The following is a 14557-nucleotide window of genomic DNA, read 5'->3' on the forward strand; positions in this document are numbered from 1 at the left end:
TCCGGGCGGCCCTCTACGACGGGGGCCGTGCGGGGGCAAGGAAGCGGGTCAGACCCAGTCGAGGAACACCCGCCCGTCCGGGAACGCCTCGGCCATCTCGCGGCGAAGGGCCGCGAAGTCCCCGCGCAGGGCGGGGAACTTGCGTTCGTGGGTCTCGACCACCGTGGCGGGGATGCGCGCGAGCAGGCCGCGGGCGTGGAGCGCGCGCAGGAGCGCGATCTCGGCGCCCTCCACGTCCATCTTCAGCAGCGCGAGGCGTCCCGGCGCGAGGCCCGGCGCCACGTCCGGCGCCCGCCCGTCGAGGAGCGCCCCCAGGGTGGCGGGCAGGTCCACAACCTCGACCTCGACGCCCACGCCCGTGCCCACCTCGGCCGCCCGAACCCCCTCCACCAGCGTCGAGCCGACCGTGCCCGCCAGGGGATCGTCGTCGAAGCGAGCGGAGCGGTGCAGCACGGCGCGCCCCGCCGCGGTCCCGGCGGCGGCGTTCACGAGGTGGACGCCAGGTGCGTCACCGATCCGCGCGCGCAGGGCGCGGAATGCGACGGGGTCCGGCTCGAGGGCCAGCACGGCGGCGCCCGTGGCGGCGAAGCGCTCGGACACGGCGCCCACATTGGCGCCGCAGTCCACGGCGACGTCGCCCGGCCCCAGGAGGCGCAGCAGGCCCTGCATCATGCCCTCGGCACGCGCCAGCTTCCGCTGGCGCGCCACGCGGCGCTTCGTGCGCTGCACGCGCCCGGCGATCTCGGCGGCGGGGTCGATGGCGGCGGGGGCGGCGGCTGTGGGGCTGGGCATGGGCGGCGCTCCGGGGGTCGGCCCGGGCGGGATACGACGCCATTCCCTAACGCGAGGTGTCAGGCGGCGGCGTGCCCGCCCGCGGGCGTCAGGAGGAACGCGTCGGCGCAGGCCTTGGCCAGCGCGCGGACCCGGCCGATGTAGCTCTGCCGCTCGGTCACCGAGATCACGCCGCGGGCATCCAGGAGGTTGAAGATGTGGCTGGCCTTGATGCACTGGTCGTAGGCCGGGTGGGCCATCACGATGCGCCGCCCCGTGCGCGGGTCCTCGGCGGGCTGCCCGAGGATGGCGCGGCACTCGGCCTCGGCCTCCTCGAAGTGGCGCAGGAGCACCGCGGTGTCGGCCACGTCGAAGTTCCAGCGCGCGAACTCCTGCTCGGTCTGCAGGAACACGTCGCCGTAGCGCAGCGGGATCGGGGCCGAGGGGTCGTTGAAGGCCATGTCCATCACGTGGTCCACGCCCAGCACGTACATCGCCAGCCGCTCCAGCCCGTAGGTCAGCTCGCCCGAGACCGGGTGGCAGTCGTGGCCGCCGACCTGCTGGAAGTAGGTGAACTGCGACACCTCCATGCCGTCGCACCAGACCTCCCAGCCGAGGCCCCAGGCGCCCAGCGTGGGCGACTCCCAGTCGTCCTCCACGAAGCGGATGTCGTGGAGCGAGGCGTCAATGCCGATCGCCTCGAGCGAGCCGAGATACAGCTCCTGCAGGTCGGGCGGGCTCGGTTTGATGAGCACCTGGTACTGGTAGTAGTGCTGCAGCCGGTTCGGGTTCTCGCCGTAGCGCCCGTCGGTGGGGCGGCGCGAGGGCTGCACGTAGGCGGCGGCCCAGGGCTGCGGCCCAAGCGCGCGCAGGGTGGTGGCCGGGTGGAAGGTGCCCGCGCCGACCTCCATGTCGTATGGCTGCAGCACGGCGCAGCCCTTCGCGGCCCAGTAACCCTGGAGGCGCAGGATGATCTCCTGGAAGGAGCGCGGGGCTTCGGACATGGGAACGGCCTCGGATCGGTGTCGCCGCGCGGTGTAGGAGCGCGGCCCGGCCGGGTCAACGCGCCGCCATCCGGGCGGCATTGGCGAAAGCCCGCCGCCGCGCGCGGCGTGCGCGCAACAGGGCGGCCGGCCACCGCCTGCCCCACCCCTTTCCCTCGGGGCTTCGATACGCAAGGTGCCCGCGCGTGTTCCCCCTTGCGAGGCCCGTCCGATGCGGATCGTTTCCCTGCTGCTCGCCCTCCACCTCCTCGCCGCCGGCGCCGCGAGCGCGCAGACGGCGTTCGTGCAGATCGAGGCGAAGCCCTCGCTCGCCGAGGCCGAGAGCCGGGCGCGGGGCTACGCGGGCCTGTTCCCGAACGTGAACGGCTTCTCGCTTCCGGGCCGCTGGTACGGGCTGGCGCTGGGCCCCTACCCCTCGCCCGAGGCCGCGGACGCCGCGCTCGACCAGTTCCGCGCCCAGAACCTGATCCCGCGCGACAGCTTCGTCAGCGACGGCGGCAACTTCGGCGAGCGGTTCTGGCCCGCGGGCGTGGCCTCCGCCGCGGATGCCGTCGCCACCACCCCCCTGCCCGTCCCCGCGGCGCCCGCGGCCCCGGACGCCGCCCCGCCCGAGGAGGACACCCGCGCCGCGCTCGCCTCCGAGGCGGCGCTGGACGGCACCGCGCGCGAGGCGCTGCAGCGGGCGCTGCGCTGGTTCGGCTTCTACGACGCCGCGATCGACGGCAGCTTCGGGCGCGGCACCCGCGCCTCGATGGCCGCGTGGCAGACGGCGCGCGGGCTGCAGCCCACGGGCGTGCTGACCACGCGCCAGCGCGCGGAGCTGCTCGACGACTGGCGCGCCGCGCAGGCCGCCGTGGGGCTGGAGCCGCTGGAGGTGCCCGAGGCGGGGGTCGCGCTGACCGCGCCGATGGGGCTGGTGCGCTTCGACCGCGTCGAGGCGCCGTTCGTGCACTACGCGCCCGAGGACGAGTCGGGCGTGCGGATGGTGCTGATCAGCCAGGCGGGCGACCCGGCGAGCCTCGGCGGCCTCTACGAGATCATGCAGACGCTGACCTTCGTGCCCCCCGAGGGACCGCGCGCGCGCGATGCGGGCGCGTTCCGCATCCGCGGCGAGGCGGCGGACCGCACCACCGAGGTGCGCGCGAAGCTCGACGGGGGCCACGTCGTCGGCTTCGCGCTGAGTTGGCCGCCGGAGCGCGCCGCCGAGGCGGAGCGGGCGGTCGAAGCGATGGCCGCCAGCCTGCGCAGCACCGGCGCGCCTCTGCCCTCGGCGCCGCTTCCCGCGGGCGGGACGCAAGGACTCGACGCGCTGGCCGGGCTCGACGTGCGCCGGCCGCTCCGCTCCGCCGCGGGCTTCTGGGTGGACCGCTCCGGCGCGGTCGCCACGGCAGCGGCCACGGTCGAGGGCTGCGGACGGGTGACGATCGAGGGCGGCTACGACGCGGCCGTGGCCGCCCGCGCGGGCGGCGTGGCCGTGCTGCGCCCCGCTGCCGCGATCGCCCCCGCCGAGGTCGCGCGGTTCGCGCCCGAGGAGGGTGCGGCGCGCGCCGACGTCTCCGTGGGCGGCTTCCCGTTCGGCGGCATGCTCGGCGCGGCCACGGTGAGCCGCGGCACGCTGGAGGCCGCGACGGACGGCGCGGCGCGCCTCCTCCGCCTGCCGCTCGGCGCCGAGCCGGGCGACGCGGGCGGGCCGGTGCTGGACGGCGAGGGCACGGTGGCGGCCATGCTGCTGCCGAAAGACCCCTCGCGCGCCCTGCCGGGCGGCGCCGCGCTGGCCCTGCCGGCGCGCGCGATCCTTCCCGTCCTGGCCGAGGCGGGCGTCTCGCCCGAAGCAGCCGCGCCCGCGGGCAGCCTGCGCCCCGAGGCGCTGCGCGAGCGGACCGCGGCGATCACCGCGCTGGTGACCTGCTGGGAGTAGCGCCGGTCAGGCCATCCAGAAGCGGCGCGTGAACAGCACGTAGACCGCCATCAGCTCCAGCCGCCCCGTCAGCATGGCCGCGATCAGGACCCACTTCGCGGGGTCGTTGAGCGGCGCGAAGTTGCCCGCCGGCCCGATGGTCGCGCCGAGGCCGGGGCCGACGTTGGCCAGCGCCGTGGCCGCGCCGGAGACCGAGGTCACGAAGTCGAGCCCCGTCAGCGCGAGCGCCACCGAGAACATCCCCAGCGAGACCACGAACAGCACGAAGAAGGTCATCACCGAGTTGAGCACGTCGTCGGTGACGGGCCTGCCGGCGTAGCGGGGCCGGAAGATGCCGTGGGGAGAGTGGATGCGCTTGATCTGCGCGTTCGTGGCCGCGAACAGGATCTGGTAGCGGAAGATCTTGACCGAGCAGGAAGTCGAGCCCGCGCAGCCCCCGACCAGCCCCAGGAAGAAGAACATCGACACGAGGAAGCCGTCCCACCGCATGTAGTCGACGCTCGCGAAGCCGGTGCCGGTGAGGATCGAGGCCACGTTGAAGACCGACTCGCGGAACGCGATCTCGGTGGGGGTCTCGTGGAACCACACCACGGCCGCCCAGCAGGCCGCCGCGGCGGCGGCGTAGAAGCCGAGGAAGGCGCGCACCTGCGGGTCGTGCCACAGCGGCCGGGCCTCGCCCGCGACCAGCCGCACGTAGAGCACGAAGGGGATCGCCGCAGCCAGCATGAACGGCGTGGCGATGTACTCGATCGAGCCCTTGAACGCGCCGAAGCTGGCGTCGTAGTTCGCGAAACCCCCGGTGCTGACGGTGGTCATGGCATGGACCACGGCGTCGAAGGCGCCCATGCCGGCGGCCCCGTAGGCCAGCGCGCAGGCGACCGTGATGGCGACGTAGATCGTGGAGATCTGCGCCGATATCTCGGCGGCGCGGGGCAGCACCTTGCCCATGGTGTCGAACGCCTCGGAGCGGAACATCTGCATCCCGCCCACGCGCAGCTCGGGCAGGAACACCATCGCCATGACGATGATGCCGATGCCGCCGAACCACTGCAGCAGCCCGCGCCACAGCAGGAGGCCCGCGGGCAGGTCGTCGAGCCCCGTCAGCACAGTGGAGCCGGTGGTGGTCAGCCCCGACATGGCCTCGAAGAAGCTGTCGGTGAAGGTGGCCCCGGTGGCGCCAAGCGCGAAGGGCAGCGCGGCGAAGATCGGCAGGGCCACCCAGACGCCGACGGTCAGCAGGAACGTCTGCTGCAGCGTCAGCCGGTCGCGGACCGCGTTGCTGTTGGCAAGCGCGAGGCACATGCCGGTCACGACCGTCAGGACGCTGGCCTGCAGGAAGGCGGGCCAGTGCCCCTCGCGCTCCACGAGGTCGGCGGCGAGCGGCACGAGCATCGAGCCGCCGAGGATCACCAGCAGCCAGCCGATCACGTGCCCCGCCGGGCGCGCGTCGATCACCGCGCCGGGGTCCGGAGATCGGTCACGGGTCCTCGCCCAGTGCGGCGCGCACGCGGGCGGCGAAGTCCTCGCCCCGGCGCTCGAAGCTGTCGTACTGGTCGAACGAGGCGGCGGCGGGGGCCAGCAGCACGGTGTCGCCCGGCTCCGCCTCGGCGGTCGCACGGGCCACGGCGGTGGCCATGTCGCCGCAGACCTCCAGCGCCAGCCCCGGGCCGAGGTCCACCGCGAAGCGCGCCGCCTCGCGGCCGATCACGTAGGCCTTGGCGACGTGGCCGTAGTGGGCGCGCAAGGATTCCAGCCCGCCCTCCTTCTCCAGTCCGCCCACGATCCAGCGGATGCGCGGAAAGGCCTGCAGCGCCTGGGCGGCCGCATCGACGTTGGTGGCCTTGCTGTCGTTCACGTAGCGCACGCCATCACGCTCCGCGACGTGCTGCGATCGGTGCGGCAGGCCGGGGTAGGAGCGCAGCCCCGCCTCGATGTCGCGCGGCCCGAGGCCCAGCGCGCGCGCAGCCGCGAAGGCGCAGGCGGCGTTCTGGTGGTTGTGGCGCCCCGGCAGGCCCGGCACGTCGCGCAGGTCGACGGCCGCGACCTGACTCCCCTTGCGCCACTCCGCCAGCCACCCCTTCGCGGTGGAGACCTGCCAGCCCGGCCCCTGCGGCTTCTCCTTGGTCACGCGGATCACCCGGTCGTCGGCGGGGCCTTCCGCGAGCTGGTTGGCCATGAACGCGCCCTCGGCCTCGTCGGTGCCCACGATCGCTCGGTCGGGTCCGCCCTCCGCGAACAGGCGCCGCTTGGCCGCAAAGTAGCCGCCCGGCCCCGCGTGGCGGTCGAGGTGGTCGGGCGAGAGGTTGGTGAACACGGCCACGTCCGGGGTCAGCGCGCGGGCCAGCTCGGTCTGGTAGCTCGACAGCTCCAGCACCACGATCTCGCCCTCCTCGGGGGGGTCCAGATCGAGCACGCCGCGGCCGATGTTGCCGGCGAGGTGGGCGGTGCGGCCCGCCTCGCGCAGCACGTGGTGCAGCAGCGCCGAGGTGGTGGACTTGCCGTTGGAGCCGGTGATCGCGACCACACGGGGGGCGTGGCCGTCGTGGCCGAGCGAGCGGAAGAACAGCCCGACGTCGTTGTCGACCGGCACGCCGGCGGCCCAGGCCGCGGCGATGGCCGGGTGCGGGCGGGGATAGAGATGCGGGATGCCGGGCGAGGTCACGAGGCAGGCGACCCCGTCCAGCGCCCCGGGCTGACTGAGATCGCGCAGCGCGAAACCCTCGGCCGCGGCGCCGTCGCGCCCCCCTGCCCCGTCGTCCCAGGCGACGACCTCGGCGCCCCCGGCGCGCAGGGCGCGGGCGGCGGTGAGGCCTGAGCGCCCCAGCCCGAGCACGGCGACCGTGGCGCCCTGGAACCCGCGCACCGGGATCATCGCGCCGCCATCTCCCAGCCCGCGCGGCGCAGGTCCGCCCACGCGCTCCCGCCCGCGGGCGCCGGCTCGCCCGCCCCGGCGGCGCGCCACCCGCTCGCCACCGGCGCGAGCATCACACCCAAGCCCACGGCGCAGGCCAGCGCGCCCCAACGGGCGGCGCGCGTGCCGAAGCGCTGCGGAGGCGCGGTGCGGTCGATCAGGGGGTTCCGGAGGCGGATCATGGGGGCGAGTGGAAGCGCGCGGGCGGCGGGGGCGCAAGCCCCTAGCGCACCTTCAGCGTGGCCAGCCCGACGAGGGCGAGGATCAGGGCGATGATCCAGAAGCGGATCACCACCTGCGGCTCGGCCCAGCCCTTCTTCTCGAAGTGGTGGTGGATCGGCGCCATCAGGAAGACCCGGCGGCCCGTGGACTTGAAGTAGAGCACCTGCACGATCACCGACAGCGCCTCGGCCACGAACACGCCGCCGATGATGGCCCAGACCAGCTCGTGCTTCGTGACCACGGCCACGGTGCCGAGCCCGCCGCCTAGTGCGAGGGAGCCGGTGTCGCCCATGAACACGGCCGCGGGCGGGGCGTTGTACCACAGGAAGCCGAGGCCGCCGCCGATGAGGGCCGCGCAGAAGATCAGGAGCTCGCCCGTGCCGGGCACGTAGTGGACGCCGAGATACTCGGTGAAGTCGGTGCGCCCCACGGCGTAGGCGATCACGCCGAGGCTCCCGGCTGCGATCATCACCGGCATGATCGCGAGGCCGTCCAGCCCGTCGGTCAGGTTCACGGCGTTGGCGCTGCCCACGATCACAACCATGGCGAAGGGGATGAACGCCCAGGAGAGGTTGAGCACGTACTCGTTCACGAAGGGCAACGCGAGGCGGCCCGACAGCTCGGGCGGGTGCGCCCAGGTGGCGACCAGCGCCACCACCAGCGCGATGGCGAAGCCGAGCACCAGCCGCACGCGGCCCGGCACCCCCTTCGTGTTGCCCGCCGAGACCTTGGCGTAGTCGTCCACGAAGCCGATCGCGCCGTAGCAGATGGTGGTGAACAGCACGAGCCAGACATAGGGGTTGTCGAGTCGCGCGAAGAGCAGGGTCGCCACCGAGATCGCGCCGAGGATCAGCACGCCGCCCATGGTGGGGGTGCCGGCCTTGGCGAAGTGGGACTCGGGGCCGTCGTCGCGGATCGGCTGGCCCTTGCCCTGGCTCCGGCGCAGCAGGTCGATCAGCGGCTGGCCGAACAGGAAGCCGAACACCAGCGCGGTGAAGAAGCTGAGGCCGGCGCGCACGGTGATGTAGCGGAACAGGTTGAGCGGGCCGCCCCCGTCGCTGAGGTCCGCGAGCCAGTAGAGCATCCTAGATCTCCTCGAGGTTGCGGATGCCCCGGACCAGGGCGGCCATGCGCATGGAGAGCGAGCCCTTCACCAGCACCGCGTCGCCGGGGCGAACGAGGTCGCGCAGATACGGGACCAGCGCCTCGGCGGTGTCGGCGTGGTGGCCCCGCGCGTCGGCGGGCAGGGCGTCGTGCAGGTGGCGCATGAGCGGGCCCACGGTGTGGACCTCGTCGAGCATGGCGAGGCCGTCGTGGTCGGCCAGCGCGGCGTGGAGCGCGGGACCGGTGGGACCGAGCTCGCGCATGTCGCCCAGGATCGCCACGCGCCGGGCGTGGCGCGGCACGGGGGCCGAGGCCAAGAGGTCGAGCGCGGCGCCCACCGAGGCGGGGTTCGCGTTGTAGGCGTCGTCGATCAGGTCGACCGGGGCCGCGTCGGGGCCGAGCCGCACGGCATGGCGGCGCCCCCGGCCCTCGGGCGGGGTCCAGTCGGCCAGCGCCAGCGCGGCGCGCGCCACGTCGGCGCCGAGGTGATGGCAGGCCGCGAGCACGGCGAGGGCGTTCATGGCGAAGTGCGCGCCCGGCGCGCCGATGCGGAAGGCGAGCGGCCCCACCGGCGTCTCGGCGGCGCAGGCCACGGAGTCGGGGCCGGCGGCGACGTCCGTGAGGCGCCAGTCGCCCGCGCGCCCAAAGCTCACGGTGCCGCGCTCGGCGAGGATCGCAGAGGTCTCGAGGTCGGCGTTCCAGATGGCCGTGCCGCCCTCGGGGAGCCCCTCGAAGATGGCGGCCTTCTCGCGGGCGATGCCCCGGACGTCCTCGAACGCCTCCAGGTGGACCGGCGCCACGTTGGTGACCACGGCCACGTCCGGCCGGGCCTGCCGGGCGAGGGGCGCGATCTCGCCGGGGTGGTTCATGCCGATCTCGATCACGGCGAAGTCGGCGTCCTCGGGGGTGCCCGCCAGCGTCAACGGCACGCCCCAGTGGTTGTTGAAGCTCCGCACGGCGGCATGGACCCGGCCCTGCCGCGCGAGGCAGTGGCGCAGCATCTCCTTCGTGGAGGTCTTGCCGACGCTGCCGGTGACGGCGACGACCTTCGCTCGCGTGCGTTCCCGGCCCGCCCGGCCCAGCGCCTCCAGCCCCGCCTGCACGTCGTCCACGACGAGGAGGCGCGCGGGATCGACGCCCTCGGGCACGCGGGACACCAGCGCCGCCGCGGCCCCCTTGGCGAGCGCGTCGGCCACGAAGTCGTGCCCGTCCCGCTCGGCCTTCAGGGCCACGAACAGGTCACCCTCCCGGATCGAGCGGGTGTCGATGGACAGCCCCCCCGCCTTCCAGTCCGAGCCGGTGCGGCCGCCCGTGGCGCGGGCGGCATCCGCGGCATGCCAGAGCGTCACGCGATGCGCCCTTCGAGGGCGGCCACGGCGATGCTGGCCTGCTCGGCGTCGTCGAAGGGCAGCACCATGTCGCCCAAGGTCTGGCCGGTCTCGTGGCCCTTGCCCATGACCAGCAGGCTGTCGCCTGGCTCCAGCATCGCGGTGCCGCGCAGGATCGCCTCGGCCCGGTCGCCCACCTCCAGCGCGTCCGGCGCGCCCTCCATCACCGCGCGGCGGATCGCGGCGGGGTCCTCGGAGCGGGGGTTGTCGTCGGTCACGATCACCGCGTCCGCGTGGGCCGCCGCGGCGGCGCCCATCAGGGGCCGCTTGGCGCGGTCGCGGTCGCCGCCCGCGCCGACCACGGCGACGATGCGCCCCATTACGTGGGGCCGCAGCGCCTGGAGCGCGGTCTCCACCGCGTCGGGGGTGTGGGCGTAGTCCACGAACACCGCTGCGCCGTTCTCGCGGCTGGCGGCCAGCTCCATCCGGCCCCGCACGCCGCGCAGGCGCGGCAGGGCCGCGAAGGTGGTCTCGGCGTCCTCGCCGGCGGCGATCGCGAGGCCCGCGGCCAGGAGCGCGTTGGCCGCCTGGAAGCCGCCGATCAGCTGGAGGCGCGCCTGCATGGCGCGGCCCTGCCAGCGGAACAGCACCTCCTGCCCCGTGGCGTCGAAGCGCTGGCCCGTCAGCCGGATGCGCGCCGCCTCGTTGCGGCCCACGCCGATCACCTCCTGCCCGCGGCTCTCGCACTCGGCGGCGAGGTCGGGCCCGTGGGGATCGTCGAGGTTGATGACGGCCACCGCGTCGCCCGGCAAGAGGCGCGTGAAGAGGCCCGCCTTGGCCTCCAGGTAGCGCTCCATGGTGCCGTGGTAGTCGAGGTGGTCCTGGGTGAGGTTGGTGAAGCCGGCGGCCGCCAGGTGCACCGCCTCCAGGCGGCGCTGGTCGAGCCCGTGGCTGGAGGCCTCCATCGCGGCATGGGTCACGCCCGCGGCGGCCATCTGCGCCAGCAGGCGGTGCAGCGCGATCGGGTCGGGCGTGGTGTGCGAGGACGGCGCCGAGAAGGCCCCCTCCACGCCGGTGGTGCCGATGTTGGCGCCCATGAGGCCCATGGCCTCCCAGAGCTGCCGGGTGAAGGCGGCCACGGAGGTCTTGCCGTTGGTGCCCGTGACGGCGACCACGGTGGCCGGCTGCCGCCCCGCCATGAGGGCCGCGGCGAAGGCCAGGGCCGCGCGCGGGTCCTCGACGGCGATCACGGGGACGGCGAGGTCGAGCGCGGCCGCGCCCTCGCGGTCGGTCAGCACGGCCACCGCGCCGCGCGCCACGGCGTCCGCCGCGAAGCGCGCGCCGTGGACCGTGCCGCCCGGAAGCGCGGCGAACAGGTCGCCCGCGCGCACGCGCCGGTTGTCGGAGGCCAGCCCCTCGACCGTCACCTCGGGGCCCGCGAGGCCCAGTTCGCTCAATGTCTTGCCCATGTCGCCGCCCGCCTACCCCGCCGGCCCCGTGCCGTCCACTACCGGGCGGGCGCCGAGGCCAGATAGGCGGCGAAGCTGTCGGCGCCGGGATCGAACTCGGGACGCAGGCCCAGCAGGGGCGCGACGCGGCGCACCACCTCGGCGGCCACGGGAACCGCGGTCCAGCCGGCGGTGCGGCGCCGCTCGCCGGCGGCCTCGATCTCGGGCTCGTCGAGGGTCACCACCAGCACGTATTTCGGGTCCTGCGCCGGAAAGGCGCTGGCGAAGGTGGTGATGACCTTGTCGTCCCAGTAGCCGCCGTTGTGCTTGGGCTTGTCGGCGGTGCCGGTCTTGCCGCCCACCTGGTAGCCGGGCACGTCGCCGAGCGACGCCGTGCCGCGCAGCACCACCTGGCGCAGCATGTGACGCGCCTCCGCCGAGACCCGCCGGCTGACCACGCGCGGCCCCGGCTCGGGCGCGCCGGTGCGGGCGAGCAGCGTGGGCTGCACGCGGGTGCCCCCGTTCAGGAGCGAGGCGTAGCCCGCGGCGAGGTGCAGCGGCGAGGCCGAGAGCCCGTGTCCGTAGCTGACGGTCGCCGTCGTGATGTCGGGCCAGCGCGAGGGCACCAGCGGCCTGGCGCCCGGCGCCTCGGTCAGCTCCACCGGCGAGGGGTCGAAGAAGCCCAAGGAACGCAGGAAGGCCTGCTGCCGCTCGGCACCGATGTCGAGCGCCATGCGCGCGGTGCCCCGGTTCGAAGACTTCACGATCACGTCCGTGACGCTGAGCTCGGGGCCGTAGTCGTGGAAGTCGCGGATCGGGTGGCGGTTGATGCGCAGGGGCGCGGACGTGTCCACGAGGGTGCCGGCGTTGGCCAGCCCAAGCTCGAGGCTCTGGGCGGCTGTGAAAATCTTGAAGGTCGAGCCCAGCTCGTAGAGCCCCTGCACCGCGCGGTTGAACAGCGGCGAGTCACCCGGATCGCCCTCGAGGGCGGGGCGCGGGCGGTCGTTCGGGTCGAAGTCCGGCAGGCTGGCGAGCGAGATGATCTCGCCGGTGTGCGCGTCCATCAGGATCGCGGCCGCGCCCTTGGCGTTCATGATCCGCATGCCCGAGGCCAGCACCCGCTCCACCGCGCTCTGCACGCCGAGGTCGAGCGACAGGCGCAGCGGCGCGCCCTCGTTGGCGGGGTCCGAGAGGTAGTCGTCGAACACCTTCTCCACGCCCGCGATGCCCACGATCTCGGCGGCGCGCACGTCCTGCGCGCCGTAGCGGGCGCCGCCGAGCACGTGGGCGGCCAGGGGACCGTTGGGATAGAGGCGCATCTCGCGGCGGCCGAACAGGAGGCCCGGCTCGCCGAGGTCGTGCACGGCCTGCTGCTGCTCGGGCGAGATGTTGGGCTTGAGCCAGATGAACTTGGCGCCCGAGGTGAAGCGGCGGTGCCAGCGCTCGGCCTCCATGTCCGGGAAGATGCGCGCCAGCCCCTCGGCGGCGGCGAGCGGGTCCACCATCAAGTGCGGCTGGGCATAGAGCGCGGTGGCGTTGACGTTCGAGGCCAGCACCCGGCCCTCGCGGTCGGTGATCTCGGCGCGGTCCGAGGCGATGCCCGCCCCGAGGGTGCCTCCCGAGACCGGCTCGCGCGCCTCGGAGGCGGCGATGGTGGCCATCTTCAGGCCCACGGTCATGAAGGCCACGAGGAAGCAGCCGGCGGTGAAGCGCAGGCGCCGCTCGGCGCGGGCGCGCACCCGCTCGGGCGCCTCGCGGGGGGCGGCGGGCGCTGGCGGGGGTGCGGCGCGGGGCACGCGCGGGGCGACGGGGCGGAAGGGGTCGTCGGGCAGCGCGGCGGGGCGCCGGCGGAACGGCGCGAGCAGCGGCTCGACGTAAGGAGCAAGCGTGGGCACGGTGATCACGGCAACTGCTCCCCATCGTCGGCCAGCGTGGGCGGCGCGATCAGCGCCGGGGCGGCGTCGGCGCCGTATTCGTGCCGCAGCACGGCGATGCCGCCTATCTTCTCGCCCAGCGCGGCGCCGGCCTCGTCCCAGGGCAGGGTCGCGGGCACCGGCGCCGGGTAGGCCACCTGCTCCACCAGACCGTAGTGCTCCGCAGTCAGCGGCATCAGCCCGAGGCGCTCGAAATTCATCTCGGCCAGCTCGCGCAGGCGCTCGGGGCGGTTCAGGTAGGCCCACTCGGCGCGCAAGACGGCCAGCTCCTCGTGGCGGCGGCCGATCTCGATCTTGAGGCGCTGCACGTCGCGCGCGGTGGCGCGGGTCTTGTAGCCCTCGTTGTAGGCCCAGAACGCGAGGGCGACGACCATGAGGACGGAAAGGGCATAGAGGACGTGGCGCATGGGCTCAGTCCTGCGCCAGGCGGACCGGATCGGGAAGGCCCAAGGCGCGCCGCTCCACCCCGCCGGCCGGCGCGTGGGTCCGCCGGGCAACACGCAGCCGGGCCGAGCGCGCCCGCGGATTCCCCGCGACCTCCGCCGCGTCGGCCGCGACCGCCTTCAGGGGCACCTCGAAGGCCGGCTCGCGCGGGCCCCGCGCGGGCGCGTGGCGCGAGCCGCCGCCGCCCGCGTCGGAGCGGTCCGCAAGGAAGCGCTTCACGGCGCGGTCCTCGAGCGAGTGGAACGTCACCACCGCCAGCCAGCCGCCCGGCGCGAGCGCGCGCTCGGCGGCCTCGAGCCCGCGGTGCAGCTCGTCGAACTCCTCGTTCACGGCGATGCGGATCGCCTGGAAGGCGCGGGTCGCGGGATGGCTCTGGCCGGGCTTGGGGCGCGGCAGGCAGGCGGCCACGGCGTCGGCGAGGTCGAGGGTGCGCTCGAAAGGCCGCTCGGCGCGGCGCCGCACAAGGGCACGGGCGATGCGCCGGGCGGCGCGCTCCTCGCCGTAGCGGAAGAGGATGTCGGCGAGCTGCGCCTCGGACGCTTCGTTCACGACGTCGGCGGCGCTCGGCCCCCCCCCGCCCATGCGCATGTCGAGCGGGCCGTCGCGCAGGAACGAGAAGCCCCGCTCGGCGCGGTCGAGCTGCATCGATGAGACGCCGAGGTCCAGCACCACCCCGCCGTCGACGCCCGTCGCCACCTCGTCCATGCGCGAGAACACGGTGCGGTGCAGCGCGACCCGCTCGTCGGCCCACGCCTCGGCGAGCGCGTGCGCCAGCGGGTCGCGGTCGATGCCGATCAGCCGCTCCGCCCCCGCTGCAAGCAGGGCCCGGGCGTAGCCCCCCGCCCCCATGGTGGCGTCGACCCAGGTGCCGCGGATCGGCGCGCAGGCGTCGAGGATGCTGCCGATGAGGACGGGAACGTGCGGCGCGTCGCTCATTCCGCCGGCGCGCGGCCGCGGCGCGAGGGCAGCAGCGAGGCGATGGAGCGCTCGCGCGGCATGTCGGCGAGACGCGCCCCGAGCTGGCTCACCGCCTCGCCCGGCACGTCGGGCGAGAAGATGCGGAAGGTCTTGCCGCGGCCCTGGAAGCAGGCCTGGTCGGTGATGCCGATGCGCTCGCGCAGGGCGCGCGTCAGGACCAGGCGGCCCGCGTCGTCGAGCCGGATCGTGAGCGCGTTGGCGTAGAAGTACTCCTCGAGCACGATGCGGTCGGGATCGCCGTCGTCCATCTCCTCAATGAGCGCGTCGATCTCCTCCATGGCGGCGGCCGTGTAGCAGTCGAACCAAGGGTTCCGGGTGTCGCCGAACAGCACGATCACGGAAGGGTTCTGGCCGGGCTCGCGCTCGGGGTCGCCGGAATCGAGCACCCGGCGGAAGTCGGCCGGGATCGAGACCCGACCCTTCGCATCCACCTTGTGGGTGTCCGTTCCGCGGAACCTCTGGCCCATGCCCTCGCTTTCGCTGGCCCCGCGCGGG

General features: G+C 74.6%; 13 protein-coding genes. 1 reads left to right on the forward strand and 12 read right to left on the reverse strand.

The features are described from left to right. Window positions 1-48 precede the first annotated feature (48 nt). Both K3554_RS14165 and K3554_RS14170 read right to left on the reverse strand, forming a co-directional pair. Window positions 49-792, reverse strand: coding sequence for an FkbM family methyltransferase (locus tag K3554_RS14165; protein ID WP_259941354.1), 744 nt, complete (start codon window positions 790-792; stop codon window positions 49-51). Window positions 793-851: 59 nt separating this feature from the next. Further along, window positions 852-1775: a glycine--tRNA ligase subunit alpha gene (locus tag K3554_RS14170; protein ID WP_259941355.1), complete on the reverse strand. Its 924-nt coding sequence runs from the start codon at window positions 1773-1775 to the stop codon at window positions 852-854. Between the two features lie 211 nt (window positions 1776-1986). On the opposite strand from K3554_RS14170, the gene K3554_RS14175 reads away from it, so the two are divergent. Then, window positions 1987-3693 carry a peptidoglycan-binding protein gene (locus K3554_RS14175; RefSeq protein WP_259941356.1) on the forward strand — a complete coding sequence of 569 codons (1707 nt, stop codon included), beginning with the start codon at window positions 1987-1989 and terminating at the stop codon, window positions 3691-3693. A gap of 6 nt (window positions 3694-3699) precedes the next feature. Here the strand turns inward: K3554_RS14175 and K3554_RS14180 are convergent, their stop codons facing one another. The 10 genes from K3554_RS14180 to K3554_RS14225 form a co-directional block, all read right to left on the reverse strand. Then, window positions 3700-5148 (reverse strand): TrkH family potassium uptake protein, encoded by a 1449-nt coding sequence (locus K3554_RS14180; RefSeq protein WP_259941358.1) that lies wholly within the window; start codon window positions 5146-5148, stop codon window positions 3700-3702. A gap of 22 nt (window positions 5149-5170) precedes the next feature. Continuing rightward, the gene (murD, locus tag K3554_RS14185) at window positions 5171-6565 is read right to left on the reverse strand and encodes a UDP-N-acetylmuramoyl-L-alanine--D-glutamate ligase (protein WP_259941361.1); all 1395 of its coding nucleotides are present in this window, start codon (window positions 6563-6565) and stop codon (window positions 5171-5173) included. Next, a complete protein-coding gene (locus K3554_RS14190; protein WP_259941364.1) occupies window positions 6562-6786 on the reverse strand; it encodes a hypothetical protein in 225 nt (74 codons plus the stop codon). The genes murD and K3554_RS14190 overlap by 4 nt, the downstream gene beginning before the upstream one ends. Window positions 6787-6827: 41 nt before the next feature. Further along, a complete protein-coding gene (gene mraY, locus K3554_RS14195) occupies window positions 6828-7910 on the reverse strand; it encodes a phospho-N-acetylmuramoyl-pentapeptide-transferase (protein ID WP_259941365.1) in 1083 nt (360 codons plus the stop codon). Between the two features lies 1 nt (window position 7911). Further along, the gene (gene murF / locus K3554_RS14200) at window positions 7912-9279 is read right to left on the reverse strand and encodes a UDP-N-acetylmuramoyl-tripeptide--D-alanyl-D-alanine ligase (protein ID WP_259941366.1); all 1368 of its coding nucleotides are present in this window, start codon (window positions 9277-9279) and stop codon (window positions 7912-7914) included. Then, on the reverse strand, window positions 9276-10727 hold the full coding sequence (locus K3554_RS14205; RefSeq protein ID WP_259941367.1) for a UDP-N-acetylmuramoyl-L-alanyl-D-glutamate--2,6-diaminopimelate ligase: 1452 nt from the start codon (window positions 10725-10727) through the stop codon (window positions 9276-9278). Before K3554_RS14205 ends, murF begins: the two co-directional genes overlap by 4 nt. A 38-nt stretch (window positions 10728-10765) precedes the next feature. Next, entirely contained in the window at window positions 10766-12502 is a 1737-nt protein-coding gene (locus K3554_RS14210) for a peptidoglycan D,D-transpeptidase FtsI family protein (protein ID WP_409197357.1), read from the reverse strand. A gap of 104 nt (window positions 12503-12606) precedes the next feature. After that, on the reverse strand, window positions 12607-13047 hold the full coding sequence (locus tag K3554_RS14215) for a hypothetical protein (RefSeq protein ID WP_259941370.1): 441 nt from the start codon (window positions 13045-13047) through the stop codon (window positions 12607-12609). 4 nt (window positions 13048-13051) lie between these two features. Then, window positions 13052-14020: a 16S rRNA (cytosine(1402)-N(4))-methyltransferase RsmH gene (gene rsmH, locus K3554_RS14220; RefSeq protein WP_259941371.1), complete on the reverse strand. Its 969-nt coding sequence runs from the start codon at window positions 14018-14020 to the stop codon at window positions 13052-13054. Next, on the reverse strand, window positions 14017-14529 hold the full coding sequence (locus K3554_RS14225) for a division/cell wall cluster transcriptional repressor MraZ (protein WP_259941373.1): 513 nt from the start codon (window positions 14527-14529) through the stop codon (window positions 14017-14019). Before K3554_RS14225 ends, rsmH begins: the two co-directional genes overlap by 4 nt. Window positions 14530-14557: the final 28 nt, after the last annotated feature.

This window comes from Jannaschia sp. W003 (assembly GCF_025144335.1).
Taxonomy (GTDB): domain Bacteria; phylum Pseudomonadota; class Alphaproteobacteria; order Rhodobacterales; family Rhodobacteraceae; genus Jannaschia.

Coding starts and splice junctions, on each gene's coding strand:
- K3554_RS14190 (WP_259941364.1), bottom strand. CDS start 6,786: ATGATCCGCCTCCGGAACCCCCTGATCGACCGCACCGCGCCTCCGCAG.
- K3554_RS14215 (WP_259941370.1), bottom strand. CDS start 13,047: ATGCGCCACGTCCTCTATGCCCTTTCCGTCCTCATGGTCGTCGCCCTC.
- K3554_RS14225 (WP_259941373.1), bottom strand. CDS start 14,529: ATGGGCCAGAGGTTCCGCGGAACGGACACCCACAAGGTGGATGCGAAG.
- K3554_RS14170 (WP_259941355.1), bottom strand. CDS start 1,775: ATGTCCGAAGCCCCGCGCTCCTTCCAGGAGATCATCCTGCGCCTCCAG.
- K3554_RS14165 (WP_259941354.1), bottom strand. CDS start 792: ATGCCCAGCCCCACAGCCGCCGCCCCCGCCGCCATCGACCCCGCCGCC.
- K3554_RS14205 (WP_259941367.1), bottom strand. CDS start 10,727: ATGGGCAAGACATTGAGCGAACTGGGCCTCGCGGGCCCCGAGGTGACG.
- K3554_RS14175 (WP_259941356.1), top strand. CDS start 1,987: ATGCGGATCGTTTCCCTGCTGCTCGCCCTCCACCTCCTCGCCGCCGGC.
- murD (WP_259941361.1), bottom strand. CDS start 6,565: ATGATCCCGGTGCGCGGGTTCCAGGGCGCCACGGTCGCCGTGCTCGGG.
- rsmH (WP_259941371.1), bottom strand. CDS start 14,020: ATGAGCGACGCGCCGCACGTTCCCGTCCTCATCGGCAGCATCCTCGAC.
- mraY (WP_259941365.1), bottom strand. CDS start 7,910: ATGCTCTACTGGCTCGCGGACCTCAGCGACGGGGGCGGCCCGCTCAAC.